The 20,272-nt window shown below is 56.5% G+C and carries 18 protein-coding genes and 3 pseudogenes; 15 read left to right on the top strand and 6 right to left on the bottom strand.

Annotated features, from left to right (window positions below; genetic code table 11):
- The first annotated feature begins 363 nt into the window (after positions 1 to 363).
- From AC0IYH_RS06285 to AC0IYH_RS06260, 6 genes and pseudogenes are all read left to right on the top strand, one after another.
- Positions 364 to 1,111 (top strand): annotated as a pseudogene (locus tag AC0IYH_RS06285) (electron transfer flavoprotein subunit beta/FixA family protein).
- Entirely contained in the window at positions 1,112 to 2,077 is a 966-nt protein-coding gene (locus tag AC0IYH_RS06280; RefSeq protein ID WP_471833346.1) for an electron transfer flavoprotein subunit alpha/FixB family protein, read from the top strand.
- Positions 2,078 to 2,479: 402 nt separating this feature from the next.
- Positions 2,480 to 3,220 carry an amino acid ABC transporter ATP-binding protein gene (locus AC0IYH_RS06275; protein WP_471833618.1) on the top strand — a complete coding sequence of 247 codons (741 nt, stop codon included), beginning with the start codon at positions 2,480 to 2,482 and terminating at the stop codon, positions 3,218 to 3,220.
- Entirely contained in the window at positions 3,217 to 3,873 is a 657-nt protein-coding gene (locus tag AC0IYH_RS06270; protein WP_471833344.1) for an amino acid ABC transporter permease, read from the top strand. Before AC0IYH_RS06275 ends, AC0IYH_RS06270 begins: the two co-directional genes overlap by 4 nt.
- Positions 3,870 to 4,526, top strand: a complete 657-nt coding sequence (locus tag AC0IYH_RS06265; RefSeq protein WP_471833343.1) for an amino acid ABC transporter permease — start codon at positions 3,870 to 3,872, stop codon at positions 4,524 to 4,526. The genes AC0IYH_RS06270 and AC0IYH_RS06265 overlap by 4 nt, the downstream gene beginning before the upstream one ends.
- A 180-nt stretch (positions 4,527 to 4,706) precedes the next feature.
- Positions 4,707 to 5,558, top strand: coding sequence for a substrate-binding periplasmic protein (locus tag AC0IYH_RS06260; RefSeq protein ID WP_471833341.1), 852 nt, complete (start codon positions 4,707 to 4,709; stop codon positions 5,556 to 5,558).
- A gap of 96 nt (positions 5,559 to 5,654) precedes the next feature.
- Here the strand turns inward: AC0IYH_RS06260 and AC0IYH_RS06255 are convergent.
- Positions 5,655 to 5,937: pseudogene (locus tag AC0IYH_RS06255) on the bottom strand (Arm DNA-binding domain-containing protein); the annotation flags it as partial.
- 152 nt (positions 5,938 to 6,089) lie between these two features.
- On the opposite strand from AC0IYH_RS06255, the gene AC0IYH_RS06250 reads away from it, so the two are divergent.
- On the top strand, positions 6,090 to 6,392 hold the full coding sequence (locus AC0IYH_RS06250; protein WP_323624599.1) for a hypothetical protein: 303 nt from the start codon (positions 6,090 to 6,092) through the stop codon (positions 6,390 to 6,392).
- A 621-nt stretch (positions 6,393 to 7,013) separates the two neighbouring features.
- Here the strand turns inward: AC0IYH_RS06250 and AC0IYH_RS06245 are convergent.
- Positions 7,014 to 7,253, bottom strand: a pseudogene (locus AC0IYH_RS06245) (glutamine amidotransferase); the annotation flags it as partial.
- Positions 7,254 to 7,272: 19 nt separating this feature from the next.
- Here AC0IYH_RS06245 and AC0IYH_RS06240 point away from each other — a divergent pair.
- Genes AC0IYH_RS06240 through AC0IYH_RS06230 form a run of 3 tightly spaced genes read left to right on the top strand, consistent with a single transcriptional unit; the run spans position 7,273 to position 8,452 of the window.
- Positions 7,273 to 7,599, top strand: coding sequence for a DUF6388 family protein (locus AC0IYH_RS06240; RefSeq protein ID WP_471833339.1), 327 nt, complete (start codon positions 7,273 to 7,275; stop codon positions 7,597 to 7,599).
- A gap of 12 nt (positions 7,600 to 7,611) precedes the next feature.
- The gene (locus AC0IYH_RS06235) at positions 7,612 to 8,082 is read left to right on the top strand and encodes a hypothetical protein (protein ID WP_124314862.1); all 471 of its coding nucleotides are present in this window, start codon (positions 7,612 to 7,614) and stop codon (positions 8,080 to 8,082) included.
- A 10-nt stretch (positions 8,083 to 8,092) separates the two neighbouring features.
- Positions 8,093 to 8,452: a hypothetical protein gene (locus AC0IYH_RS06230; protein ID WP_471833337.1), complete on the top strand. Its 360-nt coding sequence runs from the start codon at positions 8,093 to 8,095 to the stop codon at positions 8,450 to 8,452.
- A 179-nt stretch (positions 8,453 to 8,631) separates the two neighbouring features.
- Here the strand turns inward: AC0IYH_RS06230 and AC0IYH_RS06225 are convergent, their stop codons facing one another.
- The 4 genes from AC0IYH_RS06225 to bamA all read right to left on the bottom strand — a co-directional run bounded on the left by AC0IYH_RS06225 (position 8,632) and on the right by bamA (position 13,954).
- Positions 8,632 to 8,877, bottom strand: a complete 246-nt coding sequence (locus AC0IYH_RS06225; protein ID WP_471833336.1) for a hypothetical protein — start codon at positions 8,875 to 8,877, stop codon at positions 8,632 to 8,634.
- A gap of 82 nt (positions 8,878 to 8,959) precedes the next feature.
- Positions 8,960 to 10,414, bottom strand: coding sequence for a tyrosine-type recombinase/integrase (locus tag AC0IYH_RS06220; protein WP_471833335.1), 1,455 nt, complete (start codon positions 10,412 to 10,414; stop codon positions 8,960 to 8,962).
- 280 nt (positions 10,415 to 10,694) lie between these two features.
- A complete protein-coding gene (locus AC0IYH_RS06215) occupies positions 10,695 to 11,489 on the bottom strand; it encodes a lipopolysaccharide biosynthesis protein (RefSeq protein ID WP_163821411.1) in 795 nt (264 codons plus the stop codon).
- Positions 11,490 to 11,587: 98 nt separating this feature from the next.
- Positions 11,588 to 13,954, bottom strand: coding sequence for an outer membrane protein assembly factor BamA (bamA, locus tag AC0IYH_RS06210; RefSeq protein ID WP_122773285.1), 2,367 nt, complete (start codon positions 13,952 to 13,954; stop codon positions 11,588 to 11,590).
- Positions 13,955 to 14,130: 176 nt separating this feature from the next.
- On the opposite strand from bamA, the gene AC0IYH_RS06205 reads away from it, so the two are divergent.
- The 5 genes from AC0IYH_RS06205 to AC0IYH_RS06185 all read left to right on the top strand — a co-directional run bounded on the left by AC0IYH_RS06205 (position 14,131) and on the right by AC0IYH_RS06185 (position 20,270).
- Positions 14,131 to 14,814 carry a response regulator transcription factor gene (locus AC0IYH_RS06205; RefSeq protein WP_122773284.1) on the top strand — a complete coding sequence of 228 codons (684 nt, stop codon included), beginning with the start codon at positions 14,131 to 14,133 and terminating at the stop codon, positions 14,812 to 14,814.
- Entirely contained in the window at positions 14,811 to 16,091 is a 1,281-nt protein-coding gene (locus AC0IYH_RS06200) for an ATP-binding protein (RefSeq protein ID WP_122773283.1), read from the top strand. Before AC0IYH_RS06205 ends, AC0IYH_RS06200 begins: the two co-directional genes overlap by 4 nt.
- A 57-nt stretch (positions 16,092 to 16,148) precedes the next feature.
- The gene (locus AC0IYH_RS06195; protein WP_122773282.1) at positions 16,149 to 16,598 is read left to right on the top strand and encodes a hypothetical protein; all 450 of its coding nucleotides are present in this window, start codon (positions 16,149 to 16,151) and stop codon (positions 16,596 to 16,598) included.
- A gap of 130 nt (positions 16,599 to 16,728) precedes the next feature.
- Positions 16,729 to 19,134 (top strand): TonB-dependent siderophore receptor, encoded by a 2,406-nt coding sequence (locus AC0IYH_RS06190; RefSeq protein WP_471833332.1) that lies wholly within the window; start codon positions 16,729 to 16,731, stop codon positions 19,132 to 19,134.
- Positions 19,135 to 19,349: 215 nt separating this feature from the next.
- Positions 19,350 to 20,270: a Fe(3+) dicitrate ABC transporter substrate-binding protein gene (locus tag AC0IYH_RS06185; protein ID WP_122773280.1), complete on the top strand. Its 921-nt coding sequence runs from the start codon at positions 19,350 to 19,352 to the stop codon at positions 20,268 to 20,270.
- Positions 20,271 to 20,272: the final 2 nt, after the last annotated feature.

The raw sequence follows: 20,272 nt of genomic DNA, 5'->3' as shown, positions 1-20,272 counted from the left end.
AGTACCGAGTACCGAGTATCGAGGAAGTGAATGAGTGTGTTGGGCTTTCGGACCCTGTTGGCAAATGAATAATATAGTTGCTCATTTTACTTTCCCGCTTAAGCGCCCCACGAATGTAAGCGCACTGCATTGTGTTGTTGTTGAATCAGATGAGCCAGGAATTGCACGGTTTTCGGAGGTATACCTCCTTGTGGAGGAACAACTTCAGGGCAACGACTCAAACACGTATTCAACGTTGTGAGCGGTAGCTTTTAGCCGGCGCTGGAGCGTCACTTAAACATCGTTCTAGAACACATATCGACATCCGCGATAGTTCAGGCGTTTTAGTCCTGATCTCCTACCTTCCGCCCCACGAGGCCAACGATGAAAGTTTTGGTAGCTGTCAAACGAGTGGTCGACTATAACGTCAAGGTTCGCGTCAAAGCGGACAACTCCGGCGTAGACCTTGCTAACGTCAAGATGTCGATTAACCCTTTTTGCGAAATCGCATTGGAAGAAGCCGTACGCCTGAAAGAGAAAGGTGTTGCGACTGAGATAGTCGTCGTCTCCGCCGGCCCGGCCACCGCTCAAGAACAGCTGCGCACCGCTCTGGCTTTGGGTGCCGACCGTGCAATCCTTGTCGAAGCTGCCGAAGACCTCACTTCCCTGGCGGTTGCCAAGTTGCTCAAGTCGGTGGTCGACAGGGAGCAGCCATCGTTGGTGTTCCTCGGCAAACAAGCCATTGACAGTGACAACAACCAGACTGGCCAGATGCTTGCTGCATTGAGCGGCTACGGTCAGGGCACCTTCGCCTCGAAGGTCGAAGTCAGTGGCGACAACGTTGCCTTGACGCGCGAAGTAGGGCGGCGCGCAGACTGTTTCTTTAAAACTGCCGTCCATTATTACCACCGACCTGCGATTAAACGAGCCGCGATACGCGTCTCTACCAAATATCATGAAAGCGAAGAAGAAGCCGCTTGAAGTCGTGACTGCGCACGCTTTAGGTGTAGCTCTCACGCCTGCCTACAAGACCTTGAAAGTGGAAGCGCCTGCGTCCCGTATTGCCGGTATCAAGGTCCGGACGGTGGCCGAGTTGGTCGAGAAACTAAAGAACGAAGCGAAGGTGATCTGAATGACCATTCTGGTGATTGCTGACTATTTAACCGACCCGTATGGCAACAAGGTACTGGCCCCGGCCATGCTAAATACCGTCGCAGCCGGCGTCAAAATCGGTGGTGAGATTCACGTATTGGTGGCTGGTGCGTGTGTCGACTCGGTGGCTGAATCTGCCGCACAGATCCACGGCGTGGACAAAGTATTACTGGCCGATAATGCCGCTTACACCCATCAATTACCTGAAAATATTGCACCTCTCATCGTCAGTCTAGTGCTCGAGCGATGCACGATTTACACTCATGTTTTGGCTCCCGCCAGCTCCAGTGGCAAAAATATTCTGCCGAGGGTGGCGGCGCACCTAAATGTTGATCAAGTCTCTGAAGTTATCTCGGTTGAAAGCGCTGATACCTTCAAGCGCCCAGTATACGCCGGGAACGCTATTGCTACCGTGCAGTCGAGTGCTTCAGTGAAAGTGATCACCGTGCGTGCTACAGGGTTCGACCCGGTGGGCGCTGTTGGGGGCGCAGCCCCCGTTGAACAGATTCCTGCCGCTCACTACGCCGGCACTTCCAGGTTCGTGGGCGAAGACCTGGTGAAACACGATCGCCCGGAATTGACCGCTGCCCGTGTCGTGGTTGCCGGTGGCCGAGGCATGCAGAATGGTGAAAACTTTAAATACCTCTACTCTTTGGCTGATAAGCTGGGTGCGGCAGTGGGGGCTTCTCGCGCCGCAGTAGACGCAGGTTTTGTTCCCAATGATATGCAGGTTGGGCAGACCGGAAAAATCGTCGCGCCTCAACTGTACATCGCCGTCGGTATCTCCGGTGCGATCCAGCACTTGGCAGGGATGAAAGACTCTAAAGTGATCATCGCGATCAACAAAGATGAGGAGGCGCCAATCTTTCAGGTGGCCGATTACGGCCTGGTAGCTGATCTGTTCGAAGCACTTCCGCAATTGGAAGCCGCGCTCCATAGCTCATAAACTGATGGTCCCTTCTTCACGCTAGAGGCTTGAGTACAGGTCGGGACAGTATCGACTGGAAGTGGCCATCGCTCGTAGGAGGTATTACCCGATTTGCGGGTTCAAATATATTCATGGCGATGCAAAAAAAAATGACTCGACGTTCTTCTTTAGCACCGGCAGTCTTCATCGGATTGACACAATAGGCAGGCCGGAGAGTTAGACAAATCCGATGCGTCCTTAGGTGGAATAGCTGCTCCTCAAGAAGCGGCACCTAATAACAAAAATTCGTTCGCTGCCAACGCCTTTTAAAGAGTTGCGGAACTCCGCAGAGAACGTAAAAGCGAGGAGGAAATGGCAATGACGGACTTGTCGGTGCCCGTAATGGCAGCTGAGCACGATATGCCCATAGACGCTAGCCCGTTGCTAACACTTGAACGTGTGGGTAAGGAGTTCGGGGTACATAGAGTATTGCATGAGGTCAATCTAGAAGTGCAACTGGGTGAGGTCGTTGCGATCATTGGGCCGAGTGGTTCCGGTAAGAGCACACTACTTCGTTGCATCAACCAATTGGAGCCGCCGACCACGGGGGCCGTTACTGTCGGTGGTGTAAAGATCACCGCAGGTGAGCGGGTTAGAAAAGCGGATTTGAAATTTTTCCGAAGCCATCTAGGAATGGTTTTCCAGTCCTTCAACCTTTTTCCCCACCTCACCGTAATGGAAAATATAAGCTTAGCGCAAAGGCGAGTGTTGGGTCGGACGGTGGAAGAGGCCAATGAACGATCGCTCGCTTTGTTGACCCGGGTCGGACTCGCCGCCAAAGCTGACCAATACCCAGCACGGTGTTCCGGCGGTCAACAACAGAGAATCGCGATTTCACGGGCACTTGCACTCGATCCGAAGATCATGCTCTTTGATGAGCCCACGTCTGCGCTCGACCCGGAAGTAGGGCTCGAAGTTCTTGCGGTGATGCGTGAGCTGGCGAATGAGGGCATGACGATGATCGTTGTTACTCACGAAATGAGATTCGCCGAAAGTGTGTCAGATCGCGTCATTGTCATGGCGGAAGGCGTCATACTTGAAGAAGGGGAAAGTAAAGAGATAATGAGAAACCCCAAGACTGAACGGGTTCAGCAATTCTTATCTGCAGTGAGGGATCGATGATGGTAGATCTTTTGACCATGCTCCTGTACGAGATACTCGGCGCATTGCCTTTGACACTCGCCTTGACGGTCACATCGTTCGCCATAGGAGCAGTCTTTGCTGTCCCTCTTTGTTGGGCGCGCTGTTCAGGCCATACTTTCGTTAGCCATACTGCACTTACGATCATTCTTATCGTTCGATCTGTTCCCCCAATCGTGTGGTTATTCTTCATTTTCTTTGGGGTTGGGAGTGACCTGATACCTATCAGCCCCTTTGCGTCCGCGAGCATAGGTCTCGGATTGATTGCGGCGGCGAACCTCGCAGAAATTTATCGCGGTGCTATCGGCGCTATTCCTTCCGGGCAGTATGAGGCGGCGAGAGCTTTAGGCATGCCGGCGCTACAGATGTACGTTGACGTTTTGATTCCTCAAATTTTTCGCATATCAATTCCTTCACTTGCAACCTATGCGATTGGATTACTAAAAGACACCGCCGTGGCATCGACCATCGGTGTTCATGAAATGGCATTGTCCGCTCATCGTATTACCCAAGCCACTTTCAAGGGGATTGAGGTCTACGCTGCATTTGGCCTCATGTACTTCTTGATCAGCATAGGCATAGCCTATACGACTCGCAGCCTGGACAGGCATTTGCGTAGGAGCATTGCCAGATGAATATCCTTGTTTTCTGGCTCGAATGGGTTCGACCCTTGCTATCAGGATTAGTGATCAGCGTAGAAGTAACGGTCGCGTGCACGCTCGTTGGCATTCCGCTGGGGTTAACCTTTGCCCTGGGTGTTGGGGCGAATCTAAGATCAATCCGATGGTTGACGATTGTGTTGGTTGAACTGGGGAGGGGGGCGCCATTACTGCTTTTATTACAGTTCTTCTATTTTGGCCTTCCCTCAGTGAACCTCACACTGTCTTCTTTTGTGTCCTCTGTGTTAGCAATGTCGTGGTGTACAGCTGCCTACACCAGCGAGATTATCCGATCGGGTTTATTGTCTGTTTCTTCTGGACAGCAGGATGCCGCGCAGGCAATAGGTTTGTCGCACGTCGATACGTTGCGGTTAATCATATTGCCTCAAGGCTTGCGAGTGTCAATACCCCCTCTGCTTGGATTCGTGCTGTTGACGCTGTTGTCAACTTCGTTGTGCTTCACCGTTGCGCTGCCCGAACTGGTGACACGAGCTAATCAAGTGGGCTCTTTGACTTTTCAATACATGTCGGTTTTTTTACTGGCGGCTGCACTGTATGCGAGTATTTGTATACCGGCGACACTTGTGGTGTCGAAACTTGAAAAAAGGCTCAGTCGCCATGAAGTGTAGGAAAGGCTCTCGGCATCAAGGCGTGCCGCGACGCTCTGCGTGAACTCAGCACAGTGAATAGAGTTAAAATGGATAGTGAAGTGGGAGCGGTATTAAACTCCTGCTGGGATGAGTGTGTCTTGTCCCTCAGGGCCAAGAACCAAACCTTAATGGTAATTATAACTGGGATATGCACTTATCATGATAAAGTTTGAAAAACTGCGATTAAAGAAATCATTTTGGAAACAGGCGGCGGCGTGGGTCGGTGTGATTGGTCTTGTAGGTTCTGCACACGGAGAGTGCAAGCCTGTACACCAAATCAAGACAATAGTACCCGGCGTCCTTACCGTTTCCACCTATATGTTTCCACCTTATGACATTCCAGGGGAGAATGGATCTTTTGCAGGCGTGGAAGGTGATATTTTAAATCGAATTGCTGCGATGGAATGCCTTAAAATCGATGCGAAGGAGGTTGATGCGGCTGCAGAGATTCAATATGTACTTTCGGGCAAGGCCGATTTGTCCGCAGGAAACTGGTACGGGACAGCTGCACGTGCCAAATTCCTGGGTGTCTCTGATCCGATGTACCTTGATCAGATGGCGATTCTCTCAAAGGCAGGCTATACCCAGTTTTCGCAGTTGGTTGGCAAAACTGTCGGCATCATCCAAGGGTACAGTGCGGTCAGCGACCTCCACACCTTATACGGTGACTCTTTAAAACTTTACCCCACGCCTGTGGCCATGGCGCAAGACCTCGCCTCGGGCCGTTTGGACGCCGGGATCAGTGATTTGAACGCAGGGTTGTACACCCAGCGCAAAGGCGGTTATGTCAATGTTAAGATAAATCCTGCCGAGCCAGATCCACGCGTTCACTCTTCAATGGAGCCTCCGCAAATTGTCTTCCTTTACCCTATCAACCAAACTGAGTTTGGCGCCGCTCTGAATGAAAATATTGCCAAGTTGAAAGAGGAAGGGGTCATCGAAGCCTCCTTTAAGGCATATGGGCTTGATGTTCGAGCGACTGAAGTAGGCCCATCCAGACTCTCAAAATGATGTAATCAACAACGGACACATCTCTCGGTGTGTCCGTTAACAGCTGAACTGCTCCAATGCCTGGTGAGAAGCTGGACAATGGACCCGTTCTCGCCTCTCCTCAATACGTAGAAGAAACCTGCCTACATCGGCTGGCCTTTCGATCATTGGGTTGTTGGTGACGACATATCCGATCTTCAACCCTTCAATCTTGCTGAGCGCTACGTTGCGTTAAACCCACCTGCTGCCCTCAGCAAAGCCCAGCGCAGCTCGGGGCTTTGGGCTTAGCCACGGAGCGGCGTGCACCGTGCGCAATGTTGCGCGCTTCCCTCAGACCAATGTCGGGATAAGCTCCGATGGAGAAGCGGTTTTCCTTGCCATGCAGGCGATACTTCAAGCGCTAAAACTTGGAAGGCCGATAGTAAGGGGCCGGCAAACACACCTTCCGAACCCCGGCCTTATCTGCCTGAGTCACGCAAGGTGACTTTGGCAGGCGCTTACACTGATCGAAACGATCAAAGACGGCAATGTTAAAATCTTTATGGTGGTCACGTGAATTCGGTAACACTAGAGATACAAGCGTTCGAGGATGGCTTTGAGGTGAGACACATTTGTGCGAAAACTCACTATGCAAGAGGATTAAGTTTTCAGCTGCATGTGTGCAAATTCACCGTTGATGAAGGTCAGATGCGAGTTTGGATTTTCAAGGACTCGGCGGAAATCCAAGGCTCAATATACGATCCGGCTCACGACTTCAACTGCCTGCCCGGTAGTCACGAAGAAGCAATGATGGCCGAGGAGCTTCTGTCCAAAGCCATAGAAGACATAAACGAAAATCGGCTCAATATGTATTGAGCAATAGAATTCAGTTTCGTCATCTAGAGATCAGCTTCCATCATTGCCGGCGCAGCGTGCAAGTGAGATTGACCAACTGCTGCCGCATCAGTGGATGCGTGCCTGATGTGCGCAAGGTAAATTCCCGTTCAGTTTCGGCGGGCCGTGTACGTTCAAGATGATTCAGAAGAAAGGATACTTATGGATATGGATAATGCTTTAGAGATAGAACTGGGCGATGAGAAAGTCATCGGACATTGCGACGGATGTGGTCACGAAACTAGAACCTTTCGCGGGTTCGTTAATGACCAAGAAGGTGCATACGCAGTTTACCTATGCACCTACACAGCGTCTCATCCCGAGTTCGGCGCTGATATGGCCGTAAGCATAGGAGGCTGGGGGACGGGCAATGATCCATCTCTCAAACAATGCGTTGCACTGGAGTGGCGTCAGAGTGAAACCGGGCCAGGCTGTCGAGTAATAGATGCTTCTAACTCCCGGTGGGGCGGTATTAACGTAAGCGTCTGGCGAAGTCACCTACCCGGATGCTTAGGGCGCATTCCTCAGACCGTAAAGAGAGGGAAATCGATGGGCCAGTCATTCAGCGGCGCGCCTATGAATTTCGGCTTCGGGGTGAAACGTTCATTCATGTTCAGCTGCCAACATTGATCTGAACTGTAAAATGATTTCTGGAGACAACCCCGCAGCTTCAAACACCGCGCAGGTGAAACTAACAGGAGCAGTGCCTGGCGCAGTTATGATCCGGTCTGCAACCATAGCTCCTGAACAGCTCTGATAATGAGTCTCCCCTTTATAACTTGCGGCATTCTGTTTTAGGAAATCAGCGCTGTTCGAGGTGTGAGGAGTCGGTATCAAACCCGAATAGGTAGGAAAAAGATCGATGCGTATCGAAAACCGGTATCAGGCTGCCCGTGATAGGTTTTTCGCTGAAAACCCTCACGCGCTCAATCACATCGAGTCGGTCAATCCAGCCGTTATTGAGGCGTGCGGGATAACGGTTGATGAATACTGCGAACAACAGCGCATTTTGGTATTCGCAGAAGCTGCTCGCAGCCGCGGACTCGAAGTCGATGAGTTCGTGATTCTCCTTGTCGCCGAGTCGCCTGAGCAAGCTAATGAATGGCGCTTGGATCAGCATCGTAAAGTCGCTGACGCGCTTGGTATTGATTGGGCTGAGTTCAAGCAGCTTAACCGTATCGCTGAATAGGAAAGGTTTAGCATGCAAGCAACCGATGAGGTTTACCAGATCCTGAGCGACGCGAAAGTCCTTGCTCGGCGGTTCTATCACCTCACAGGCAAGCCGCTTGGCGTCACGGGTGAGGTTGCGGAGTATGAGGCCGCTCGAATCCTCAATCTTAAATTGGAGGTAGCTAGGCAAGCGGGCTATGACGCGACGGAAAAGAGGAACGGGTTGACTCTCAAGATCCAAATCAAGGGTAGGTATTTTTCCGATTCTCGAATGCGAGGCGGCCGAGTGGGATCAATTGATCTAAAGCAGTCTTTTGATACGGTTCTCCTGGTGCTGCTCGATGCCGATTACAATGCCTTTCAGATTTATGAAGCAGCCCGGCCTTCGGTAGAGGCGTTACTGACAAGGCCTGGATCAAAAGCTAGGAACGAGCGTGGGTCAGTTGGTATCAGCCAATTCAAAGCAATAAGTTCGCTACGCTGGGAGCGGACCTCAACTTAGGAAAAATTTAATGGCAATTGAAGAAGTAACAAACCGCACTCTTTTTGAAGAATTTCATGCCGACTCCCGGTTTGCAGGTCTTCGTGAAATCAGGTCGCAGCTACAACCTGTTATGCGGGTTTTGCGAGAAAACGTTACCAGCTTTCGGCAAGGGAAAACGACGCTCAAACCAGATTCAATCCAACGTCTGCGCGAATATGTTCTGCAAATGTTGCAGCTTCAGCACGCGATGAAAGATGCATGCGAAATCATCCCCGCTGAGTTTGAACCTGTAAAAAAAAGAATCCTAGCCGACTTCGACACAGACGAGCAAAAAGCCTATCTACAGCAGGTTAATGGCTGGCTCCGAGTGATTGAAGCAAACGTCTAGGAAACCATCACATTCAACACACTCTTGCCTGCGTAATCGAGGTAGCCGTCCTTGACCCTCGACGTTTTTGCGCTCTTTAGCCATTGACTCACTAGCACGTGAGGCTCGGTTAATTGATCGGGGGTTCCAATCTTCCGCCGGACTTTAGGTGAGTTCAAATCAGTGCCAGTCGTGGCGAGCTAGTTGTCACGGTCGAGCACCTGGAATAGGACCTTGCCATCGACCTGGGGAGGTTTGGGTTTGCGTTGTCGCTGCTTCTCCGGTTTGGCCCAGTGGCCACGCCCAGGCAGAGGGATGCCGGCTTTGCGACAAGCTTTGGCGACGGCGACGTCGGAAACGCCAATGTCGTGCGCTAGTTTGACCATGGGTGTTTGCCACATTTTTTTGAACGGTTCCGCGGCGGTGAAGCTCACGAATGTGTACATGAAATCTGCCACCTTTGCTCATCGCGAATTATGGATCACAGCACGGGGACGTTGAATTCCGGTGACGCAGGGTAAAACGGCCCTATGAGGATGTTCGTGTCTCTTTCGCTGCGTACGCTGGAAAAGACAACTTCGACTCCTTTGGCGTGTGCTCGTAGGTCGAGGACAGCACCGCACTGAGTCGATCGCCCAGCAGGTTCCAGGCGTTTTTCTTCTCGTCGGCATAGTCGTGATGCAAGTAGTGGCGTCTCACCCGAGAGCCGGCCAGTACATGATTTTGGCAGCGATCAATGACGTCCAGGCTAACGCCTAAGGCTTGCATCATAGTCGCCCCTGTACGGCGCAGGTCATGCGGCGTCCAGTCGCCGTTTTGGCCGTCGGCAAGGACCAGGGTATCGTCATGGCACCGTCTGGAGAGGGCTTTGCGGTTTTTGAATCGGGCCTGGCGATCGCCGACCTGTTTGCTCACCACTTTCACGTCCACATGCCCATCATCCAGCTTGTTCGGAAAGCACCATTGCGAGTCTCCCGTCAGGATTTTGAGTTCCTGAAAGAAATGCAGGGCGAAGGGGGAGAGGAAGACATGGTGGTCTTGTTTTTTGCCACGGGTGCCTTTGACATTTTCGCTGGGGAGGAACCAGGTCTGCTGGTCTAGATCGACATTTTTCCATTCGGCCTGCAGCAACTCGCCAATCCGGCACAGCGTGCCCAGGCTGATCCAGAGCGCAAGCTGTGTTTCCTTCTTTAGCGGTCGAATGCCGTCGTATTTTTGGCCCGCGGGGAGGGCGTCGTAATCGGCAGTCATTTGCTGGAAGCGGGTGTGCAGTTCCAACAGCTCAGCCGGAGAAAGGATCCGGCTTCGTTCCGCTTCGTAGTCGGCAGGGATCAGGGGGGAGATGTCGACCAGTTCAGTCGGATCACCCTCAACCAGTAACGCCCGCCAAGGTTGGCGCTTTCTAGCCCAGCTGAACATCTGGGTGAGGTCGGCGAAGAAGCTGATGGCTTGACGGTGAGCGCCGCGGTGGACCACAGTTCGGATCAGTGCCCGAACATCGTGTTCGGAAACATTGTTAACCGCGGTCCTGCCAAGTGCCGGGAATAGGTCTTTGTTAAAACGGCGCTGCAACTCGGCATTGCCGTCTTTGCGCGCGACGCCATCCAACAGCCAGGCGCTGGCCAGATCCTGGACGGTCAGCGTTTGCACCTTTGTCGTTATTGCATGTTCGGCCTCTACATTAGCGGCGGCGTATGCCTGCACCTTGGCGGTTTTCTTGTGCTCGTTGGGACTGATCTGCTCATCGATGAGCGCACGTGCCTGGTTGCGTGCTTTACGGATGTCCGTCAGGGATTTGCGCGGCCAGGTTCCGCAGGCGTATTCTTTGTTCTGGTCGCCCCACCGATAGCGATAGAAAAAGCTGACCGACACACCGTCCTTACGCAGGGAAATTCGACCCGCGAGATTGCCATCCTCCCGGAGGATCCGGCCGGCATCATTGGCGGTCAGCGACTCGAGTTCTTTGATCGTGATTTTGGCCATGAAAATGGACTCCCCCACTTTTACCCCCACAAAAACGTCGGCTCTTGATGGACGTTACTGGACTCTCGTAGAGCAGAACACCGCTGGAGCTCAAGTAAATACTAGCTTATAAAAATCCAGAGTGAAATTTCGGAGTCTTTCCAGAAGTATGAAAAAGGAGATGGGGTGCTAGGGGTCGAGTGTTCGAATCACTCCGTCCCGACCATATTTTTCAATGTCCAAGCCCAATCTGCAAAGATTGGGCTTTTTCATGCCTGTGACTTTTGCGGTGGGCCCAGGCCTACCCCAGCATCGCCTCAACCTGCGCAAGCGTTATATGCGGCACTACATCCTCCGGCAGCCGCGAAGCATCGGACAAGTTGTAAACCTTGAAATCATCCCCCACGACTTTCTCGGCCATCAGCCTGAACGAAGGCAATATGCGCGTCTGAAAGTGCTGGTCGAGCCCGCAGGGGGAGTGGTTGGAGCCAGGCGTTTCATAAAACCTTCCAGCATTCTCGTCCAGATCAACCCCCACCAGAAAAACCTGGTTGAAGCCAACGTGGAACGCCAGTTGCACCGCCAGATACGCTACCGTCCGCGCATCAAAAAAACCTTCGCTCATATCTTTACTGAAGCCAATCGGCCTGTCCCCAAAGCTCAGCAAAGAGTGGTTGGTAACCAGCGCGCTGTGCCTTCCCAGTGCAGTGTCGATCCAGGACGGCTTTTTCGCCTTGGTCAAGGTGTATAGCGCTCCGGCGGGGGCGATGGCCGTTGACCGCGCGTGGTCTTCCCACAGGGCGACGCTCTGGCTGAGTGCCATCGCGTGTTTGAATAAATCCGGTTGCTGCTGCGAAAAGCTCTTGTCTGTACAGGCGTAGAAATACGGTTTGACGTCGCTGTTCAAAAACATCGAGATCGCGCCGTTCATCGTAATCATCGGCACGTGGGCAAATTGTGCAAGGGGAAACGACTTGGCTGATGCACCGGACGCAATGATGAATACGGCGCCCGTTTCGATATTCCGGCAGGATTCAAAACGCTGCGTGTGCAGGTCGTGCACCGGCTCAACAGGGGGTCGAAGCATAGGTTTCATCAGATTCAACCGTGCAGTTAAAGTGAATGACGTACTTCAGCCGACCTGATTTTTGTTGCAAAGTTGCTATGTGAAAAAAATGATACATAGCTACGTAACTAGAACGTCTGCCCAAAGGAGAACTGAAACACCTGCTTATCCGCGTTCTCAGGTGTGCGAATCGGGTAAGCCAAATTCACGCTAAGCGGTCCCAGCGGGCTGTACCACGTCACGCCCACACCCACGGAACTGGCCATTTGGCTCAAGTCCACGCTGCCGCAACCTTGGGTGGTGCTGAGGTAGCATTTGTCCGAGTAGACCGTCCCCACGTCCCAGAACACCGAGGTGCGCACTGACTTGTTGTCCTTGATGAACGGCACGGGGAACAGGTACTCCGCGCCACCGGTGATCAGGATATTGCCGCCCAGGGCCTCCGTGTCCCGATCCGAGTAATACGCCTGGCCGGCACTCGAGTAGGTGCCGGTGGCCGGGGTGTTGCGTGGGCCAAGGGTGCCGCTTTCAAAGCCGCGCACCGTGCCTTCGCCGCCTGCCGTGTAGGTTTCGTAGAACGGCAACCCGTCGGTCGAGCCATAACCGCTGCCGTAGCCGAGCTTGGTATGAAAGCGCAGCGTCGTGTTGTTGGTGACGGGAAGGTAGGTTTGCCCGGTGTAATCGATTTTGTAGAAACTCAGGTCGCTGCCGGGCACCGTTACCATCAGGTTAAGGTTCTGCGAATGCCCGCGAGTCGCCAATACGCCTTTGTTCAAGGTCGATTCCGACCAGCCGAGGTTAGCCTTGTAGTTGGTGAATTCCTTGCCTTCGCGCTCGACAAAATCGTAGATCTCGTCGGCGCTGTAGGTGCCGGGTTCGATGCTGTCGTGTTGCGCCGTCAGGCCGAAACTCAGGCGTGAGGTTTCATTGATCGGGTAGCCGAGCGTGGCACCAAGGCCAAAGCTGTTGATGGCGTAGTACGACACCCCGTCATCGTAGTACTTGTTGTAGTCGGTCTTGCTGTAGAAGGCGTTGTAGCCCAGGCTCACGCCGTCCGGGGTGAAATAGGGATCGGTGAAACCGATGTTGTACTTGCTCTGGTAGGAAGATCGGGTCAGCCCCAGGCTGGCGTAGTTGCCGGTGCCGAGAAAGTTGTTCTGGGTAATCGAACCCCCGAGGATCAGCCCCGCGCTCTGGGCAAACCCGACGCTGGCGGTAATCGACCCGGAGGCTTGCTCTTCCACGGCGTAGTTCACATCCAACTGGTCATCCACCCCGGCCACTGCGGGCGTCTCGACGTTGACCTCCTTGAAATAGCCCAAGCGATCAAGGCGTACCTTGGATTGGTCGATCAGGTAGGTCGACGCCCAGCCGCCTTCCATCTGACGCATCTCGCGGCGCAGTACCTTGTCATCAGTCTTGGTGTTGCCACGGAAATTGATGCGATTGACGTAGGCACGCTTGCCCGGGTCGACGTTGAAGGTGACATCCACCGTGTGGTCGTCGTCGTGGGCCTGGGGTACGCCGTTGACGTTGGCGAAGGTATAACCTTCGTTGCCCAGCCTGCGGGTGATCAGTTCCGAGGTGGTGGTCATCAGCTTGCGCGAAAACACCTGGCCCTTTTGCACCAGCAGTAATGCCTGCACCTCGTCCTGCGGGACTTTGAGCTCGCCACTGAGTTTCACCGCGCGCACCGTGTATTTCTGGCCCTCCTGGATATTCACGGTGATGTACACGTGTTTCTTGTCCGGGGTCATGGACACTTGGGTCGAGGCTATATCCATATTGATATAGCCGCGGTCCAGGTAATAGGAGCGCAACCGCTCCAGGTCGCCGGACAGTTTTTCCCGTGCATACTTATCGTCGTTCTTGAAAAACGACAGCCAATTGCTGGTCTTGAGGGTGAACTGGTCGATCAGCGCCTCATCGGCGAACACCGTATTGCCCACAACATTGATGTGCTGGATCGACGCCACTTCGCCCTCATCGATCTTGACCTTCACCCCCACCCGGTTGCGCGGCTGGGGCACCACCTGGGCATCCACCGATGCCGAGTAACGGCCCTGGGCCACGTACTGGCGCTGCAATTCGTTGCGTATACCTTCCAGGGTCGCGCGCTGGAAAATCTCGCCCTCGGCCAGCCCGGACTGCTTCATGCCCTTCATCAGATCATCGGTGGCGATTGCTTTGTTGCCTTCGAATTCGATACTGGCAACCGAAGGGCGCTCGACTACATTGATAATCAGCACGTCGCCTTCGCGGCTCAGGTGGATGTCCTGGAAGAAGCCGGTCTTGAACAGCGTGCGGGTCGACTCCACCAGGCGCCGGTCGTCCGCTTCGTCGCCCACGTTCAACGGCAACGCGCCGAACACGCTGCCGGCGGAGACCCGCTGCAAGCCGTTGATTCGAATATCCGAGATTTTGAAGCCTTGGGCGAGTGCCATCGAGGCATTGAGCAGCAGCGCAACCGAGCAGAGCAGGCGCGAAAAATTCATCAAGATCTTTTCCAGAACACATCGACAAGCAGCGCCGGCGCGGCCGGACTGGTGAACGTCCAGCATAAGAGCGCGCGGCGTTTGGTGCGGTTAACCGAATGTCAAGTTAGGTAAAGGTTGGCCTGCAATGCCACTGCAAGGCCGATAATGCGCAACCCCCCACCGACGAGCCCGAAATGATCCGCGTACTGTTAGTCGACGACGACCAGGAATTGACTGGAATGCTGAGCCAATACTTGGCGAGTGAAGGCTTTGACGCCACGGCCGTGCACACCGGCGAGGAGGGCGAGGTGCAGGCGCTGTCGGGGCGCTACAGCATCGTGGTGCTCGACGTGATGCTGCCTCAGCGTTCGGGTATCGAGGTGCTGCGGCGCATTCGCGCGGTCAGCCAGGTGCCGGTGGTGCTGCTGACCGCCCGCGGCGACAACATTGACCGCATCACCGGCCTGGAACTCGGCGCCGATGACTATGTGCCCAAGCCCAGCTCCCCGGGCGAATTGGTCGCCCGCTTGCGCGCGATCATGCGGCGGGTGCAACCGGTGGGCCAGCCAACCTCGGAAGTGATCAAGACCGGCTCGCTGGTGTTGTGGCCCTGCAAGCGTCAGGCCTTGTGGAAAGGCGTCGAGCTGGGCGTGACCAGCACCGAATTCAGCCTGCTCGAAGAGCTGGCCCGCAGCGCCGGCCAGGTGGTGAGTAAAAAGGAGTTGTCGCTCAACGCGCTGGGCTGCCCGCTGACCCGCTACGACCGACGTATCGACGTGCACATCAGCAGCATCCGGCAAAAGCTCGGGCCGCGCCCGGATGCCAAGGCCTGGATCCAGAGCGTGCGCGGCCTCGGCTACCTGTTGATTGCCGAATGACCAAGCCCAGCCTGCTGTTCTGGAAACTGTTCCTGGCCTTCTGGCTGGCCACCACCCTGACGTTTCTGGTGGGGGTGGGCGTGCTTGAACTGGGCCGTTTCCGTCCGAACGACCCGCATGTGCAAACCATCCTGGCGGCTGAGGAGCAGCTGCTGCAGCAATTCGGCATCGAGGCGGCCGGCCAGCTTCTTACGGTTTGGGAGCGCCCGGCGGATGAGGCCATCGGCATCTACGACAGCGCGGGCCAATTACGCGCGGGTTTGCCCGTGGCGCAGCCAGCCTATGAGCGCAAGGTCATCAGCAAGGAGGGCCTTGAGCTGTCGATCCGCTCCACCCATGCGCCGGATGACCAGGGGCGCCCGTGGCCGCAGACCCCGCTGATCATCGGCACGCTGATGAGCGCGCTGTTCAGCGGCTACATGGCCTACTACCTGGCGTGGCCCTTGGCGTACCTGCGCCGGGCCATGAGCGACGCGGCGCAGGGGCGCTTCGAAACCCGGGTCAAACCCGCCATGGGCAAGCGCCGCGATGAAATCGTCGACCTGGCCGAAGACTGTGACCGCATGGCCAACCAGCTCAAGGTGCTGGTGCAAGCCCAGCAACAGCTGCTGCACGACATCTCCCACGAACTGCGCTCACCGCTGACCCGCCTGCAGGCGGCCATCGGCCTGTTGCGCCAGGATGCCACGCGCCTGGAAATGCTCGAACGCATCGAGCGTGAATCCGTGCGCATGGACACCCTTATCGAAGCGCTGCTGACCCTGGCGCGCCTGCAAGGCCGGCCCGACAGCATCGAACGCGAGCCGGTGGATATCATCGAGTTGCTGGCGATGATTGTCGAGGATGCGCAGTTCGAAGCGGGGATCAAAGGCTGCCGTGTCCAATTGCTGGCGTGCCCGCCGTTTATCGCGTGTGTCAGCGGTGAGTTGCTCTACCGTTGCTTCGAAAACGTGATCCGCAACGCCGTGCGCTACACCCCGGCGGGTAGCACCGTGCAGGTGACGGCGTGGATCAACGCCGACGCCAATCGCCTGCGCGTACAGATCACCGACCAGGGGCCGGGCGTTGCCACAGACCGCCTGCAGAGCATCTTCCAACCGTTCGAACGCGGCGTGGGCGATGCCGGCGTAGGCTTTGGACTGGGCCTGGCCATCGCCGCGCGAGCCGTGAAAATCCACGGCGGCAGCATCATGGCGCGCAATACGCCGGACGCCGGGCTGACCGTGGAGGTCAACCTGCACAGCGCGCGATCTTTACACGACATTACATTGGCTTGACCGCCCTGTACGTCGCCCCTCATTAGACTTATCGCCATTGATTGAGTGGAGGTGGCGATGTTTCAGGTGCATAAAAAGGGCTTCGTGCCCGGCAGGAAAATGGTCGACGGCCTGGTCCCGTATGACTTCTTTTGCGAAGACAGCCCGGCGATCAATCTGTTTGTATTCACCGGCGCAGCAACACCCGGCGCAACGGTGGAGGAGCAGACACTCTGGGGCTTCACCCGGTTGGAGCGCTTCGAGGCGATGACCAGCGCCTTGGTCGGCAACAAGCAACACGCCGGTTGGTTCCAAAGCGTCAGTGTGCTCACCGGGCCCAATCAGAACGGCACGCAAAGCGTGAAATTCCAGCGCGTGCTGAAGATCATCAAGCACGCCAGCGCCACCCGTAAAGTCGATTACGAGATTCTGACCGACGAAGGCGATACCTACTTCACTCGCCGGGCCGTCGCTGAAGACTGCGCGCAAACCATTATCTATTCGGCTGAGGCGTGCGCTCAGCGGTGAACCTTGAACACCAGCGGGGCAACAGAGCGCGATGATCATCGGGCCTGAAGAAATAGTTGATTAACGCTGTCCCTTTTTTTCACCTCGCCTGTCATTTCAGGCAAGTGAACAAAATCGAGAGCTTCCTCCCATGTCCGCAGTTCTACCCTTGCGCTTGCGCCCGTTGCTGAAACTGAGCCTGATGCTGAGTCTCAGCGCCAGCCCGTTATTCGCCGCTGTCAGCTACGCCGAAGACGCATCCGCGCGCCGCAGCTACCAGGTGCCGGCCGGCAGCTTGAGTGCAGCGCTGACCCGTTTTGCCGGGTTGTCGGGTGTGAACCTGTCGGTGGATCCGGCGTTGGTCAGCGGGCGCAGCAGCAGTGGCTTGTCCGGCGAGTACGGGGTGGAGGAGGGCTTTGCGCGTCTGTTGCAAGGCTCCGGCCTGCAACTGCAGCCGATGGGCGAGCAGGCCTACATGCTGGTGCCGGTGCCGGATGGCAGCAGCCTGGAACTGGCGCCGACCTCGATCCTGGGCACCACCGGCCTGTACGACGGCGACACCTACGCCGGTGGCCAGGTGGCGCGCCGTGGCTCGCAAGGCCTGCTGGGCACGCGGGACTTCATGGAAACCCCGTTCAGCATGACCACCTACACCCAGGACGCGGTGAAAAACCAGCAGGCCCGCACCCTCGGCGACCTGATCGCCAGCGACCCGTCGGTACGCGCCACCAACCCCGCCGGTGGGCGTTATGAGCAGTTCACCATTCGCGGGTTCAGCCTGTTCAACAGTGATGTGGCCTACAACGGCCTGTATGGCGTGCTGCCGACCTACACCATCGACATGGAAATGGCCGACCGCGTCGACATCTTCAAAGGTCCCACCCAGTTGATCAACGGCATCTCGCCGCGCGGCAGCGTGGGCGGCGGGATCAACGTGGTGCCCAAGCGCGCCACCGACAAGGACATCAACTCGTTCACCGGCAACTGGGCCTCCGACAGCCAGGCCGGCGGCGCGGTGGATATCGGCCGGCGTTTTGGCGAGGACAACAAGTTCGGCATCCGCTTCAACGGCGTGAAGCAGTCCGGCGACACCGAGTGGGACCACCAGAGCGTCGACCGTGAAATGGCCGTGCTGGGCCTGGATTTTCGCGGCGAGCGTCTGCGCCTTTCCAGCGATATCGGCCACACCGAACGCGACACCGACGCGCCCCAGGAGCGCGTGCAGGTCGCCGCCGCCGCACCGGTACCGAGCGCCAATGATGTGCGCCACAACTACGCGCAGTCCTGGAGCAAGGCCAGCACCAATGACACCTTTGGCACCCTGAATGCCGAATATGACCTCAGCGATTCGGTGATGCTCTACGGTGGCTTCGGCGCACGTAAAAGTAACCACGACTTCCTGCGTCACGCGGTGTCGGTCAGCAACGCCGCCGGCGACTTCACCGTGTCGCCGCGGGATTTCACCCGCGATGAAAACGTGCGCACCTACAACGCCGGCGTGCGCAACTGGTTCCATACCGGCTCGGTGAGCCATGAGGTCAACCTGGCCGCCAGCTATTTCTACATGGACTTTGAGAACGGCGGCGCGCGTTATGCAAACGGGCTCAGCAACCTCTACAACCCGGTGCCGACAATAACGCCGACGGTGCAGACGCGGCCCGATCCCAAGGTCTACACCGAGAATAAATTCAGCGGCGTGGCGCTGTCCGACACCCTGGGCTTCTTCGACGACCGCCTGTTGCTGACCCTCGGCGCGCGCTGGCAGCGGGTCAAGGTGGATGACTGGAATAACGGGGTCAAAGGCAAGACTGGCTACGACGAAGAAAAGATTTCGCCGTCCGGCGGCCTGCTGTTCAAGGCCACCGACAAGCTGTCGCTGTATGCCAACTACATGGAAGGCCTGAGCCAGGGCAAGATCGCGCCGTCCACGTCGGCCAACGATGATGAAATCTTCCCGCCATTTATCAGCCGCCAGGTGGAAGTCGGCGCCAAATACGACGCCGGCGCCTTGGCCGTCACCGCTGCGGTGTTCCGCATCAAGCAACCGGCCTATGAAACCAATGGCACCACGAACCTGTTCGGCCCCAACGGCAAGCGCCAGAACACCGGTGCGGAGCTGAGTGTGTTCGGCGAACCGCTCAAGGGCGTGCGCCTGCTCGGCGGGGTGATGTATATCGACAGCGAACTGCAGAAAACCACCAACGGCACCGTCGACGGCAACCGCGCCCCGGCCACGCCCAAGTACAACGTCAACCTCGGCGCCGAGTGGGACGTGCCGGCCCTGGAAGGCCTGACCCTGACCAGCCGTGGCATCTACTCCAGCTCGCAGTACCTGGACACCTCCAACGTCAAGGAAATCGATGCCTGGAACCGCATCGACGTCGGCGCGCGCTACGCCTTCAAGGTCGATGACAAGCACATCACCCTGCGCGCCAACGTGGAGAACGTCGCCGACAAGCGCTACTGGAGTTCGGCCGGTGCGTCGGATGACAGCGAGCCGGGGCTGACCTTGTCGACGCCGCGTACCTACTTGCTGTCGGCCACCGTCGATTTCTAGTAGACGCCGATCAAAAATGTGGGAGGGGGCTTGCCCCCGATGGCGGTGTGTCAGTCTAGACCGCCATCGGGGGCAAGCCCCCTTCCACATTTGATTTGTGGTGTCTGGGCCATCTTAATGAGAATGTTTTTTGATCACACCGCCCCGATATGGAATAGTACCCGCCGTTTTCCCCAGCCCGTCTAGCCGGGGTGCTTTAACGCCGAGGTACCTTCATGCAAATCCTGCGCTCCATCCCGACCCTTGCCGCCTGCCTCCTGGCGTTGTCTTCAAGCGTGCTAAGCGCTGCCCCCATCGACCTGAATGACGGCCAGCACGCCGTGCATCTGCCGGATGCACCCAAGCGCGTGGTGGTGCTGGAATTCTCGTTCCTCGACAGCCTCGCCGCCGTCGACGTAACTCCCGTGGGCGCCGCCGATGATGGCGATGCCAACCGCGTGTTGCCCCGCGTGCGCCAAGCCATCGGCCAGTGGAAGTCGGTGGGCCTGCGCTCGCAGCCGAGCATCGAGGAAATCGCCCGGCTCAAACCGGACCTGATCGTCGCCGACCTCAACCGCCACCAGGCGCTGTACAGCGACCTGGCAAGCATTGCGCCAACCCTGTTGCTGCCTTCGCGCGGTGAGGATTACGAGGGCAGCCTCAAGTCCGCCGAGCTGATCGGCAAGGCCCTGGGCAAAAGCCCGCAGATGGCCGCGCGCATTCAGAAGAACCGTGAAAACCTCAAAGCCATTGCCCAGCAGATCCCCGCCGGTGCCAGCGTGTTGTTTGGTGTCGCCCGTGAAGACAGCTTCTCCGTGCACGGCCCGGATTCCTATGCCGGCAGCGTGCTGCAAGCCATCGGCCTGAAAGTCCCGGCGGTGCGCGCCAATGCGGCGCCCACCGAATTCGTCAGCCTGGAGCAACTGCTGGCCCTCGACCCGGGTTGGTTGCTGGTTGGCCATTACCGCCGCCCGAGCATCGTCGACGCCTGGAGCAAGCAACCGCTGTGGCAAGTGCTCGGCGCCGTACGCAACAAACAGGTAGCTGAAGTGGATGGCGACAGCTGGGCGCGCAACCGCGGTGTGCTGGCCTCGGAGCAGATCGCCGAGGACGCCCTGGCGATTCTCAAGGGCGGCAAAGCCGTACTGAGCCAATAAGC

This window comes from Pseudomonas sp. AC463 (genome assembly GCF_979253585.1).
The sequence above is the reverse complement of the archived record's forward strand: the minus strand, read 5'-3'. Positions and strand labels throughout refer to the sequence as shown.

Coding starts and splice junctions, on each gene's coding strand:
- AC0IYH_RS06220 (WP_471833335.1), bottom strand. CDS start 10,414: ATGGCCAAAATCACGATCAAAGAACTCGAGTCGCTGACCGCCAATGAT.
- AC0IYH_RS06270 (WP_471833344.1), top strand. CDS start 3,217: ATGATGGTAGATCTTTTGACCATGCTCCTGTACGAGATACTCGGCGCA.
- AC0IYH_RS06200 (WP_122773283.1), top strand. CDS start 14,811: ATGACCAAGCCCAGCCTGCTGTTCTGGAAACTGTTCCTGGCCTTCTGG.
- AC0IYH_RS06195 (WP_122773282.1), top strand. CDS start 16,149: ATGTTTCAGGTGCATAAAAAGGGCTTCGTGCCCGGCAGGAAAATGGTC.
- bamA (WP_122773285.1), bottom strand. CDS start 13,954: ATGAATTTTTCGCGCCTGCTCTGCTCGGTTGCGCTGCTGCTCAATGCC.
- AC0IYH_RS06185 (WP_122773280.1), top strand. CDS start 19,350: ATGCAAATCCTGCGCTCCATCCCGACCCTTGCCGCCTGCCTCCTGGCG.
- AC0IYH_RS06235 (WP_124314862.1), top strand. CDS start 7,612: ATGCAAGCAACCGATGAGGTTTACCAGATCCTGAGCGACGCGAAAGTC.
- AC0IYH_RS06240 (WP_471833339.1), top strand. CDS start 7,273: ATGCGTATCGAAAACCGGTATCAGGCTGCCCGTGATAGGTTTTTCGCT.
- AC0IYH_RS06265 (WP_471833343.1), top strand. CDS start 3,870: ATGAATATCCTTGTTTTCTGGCTCGAATGGGTTCGACCCTTGCTATCA.
- AC0IYH_RS06190 (WP_471833332.1), top strand. CDS start 16,729: ATGTCCGCAGTTCTACCCTTGCGCTTGCGCCCGTTGCTGAAACTGAGC.
- AC0IYH_RS06205 (WP_122773284.1), top strand. CDS start 14,131: ATGATCCGCGTACTGTTAGTCGACGACGACCAGGAATTGACTGGAATG.
- AC0IYH_RS06230 (WP_471833337.1), top strand. CDS start 8,093: ATGGCAATTGAAGAAGTAACAAACCGCACTCTTTTTGAAGAATTTCAT.
- AC0IYH_RS06215 (WP_163821411.1), bottom strand. CDS start 11,489: ATGAAACCTATGCTTCGACCCCCTGTTGAGCCGGTGCACGACCTGCAC.
- AC0IYH_RS06260 (WP_471833341.1), top strand. CDS start 4,707: ATGATAAAGTTTGAAAAACTGCGATTAAAGAAATCATTTTGGAAACAG.
- AC0IYH_RS06280 (WP_471833346.1), top strand. CDS start 1,112: ATGACCATTCTGGTGATTGCTGACTATTTAACCGACCCGTATGGCAAC.
- AC0IYH_RS06225 (WP_471833336.1), bottom strand. CDS start 8,877: ATGTACACATTCGTGAGCTTCACCGCCGCGGAACCGTTCAAAAAAATG.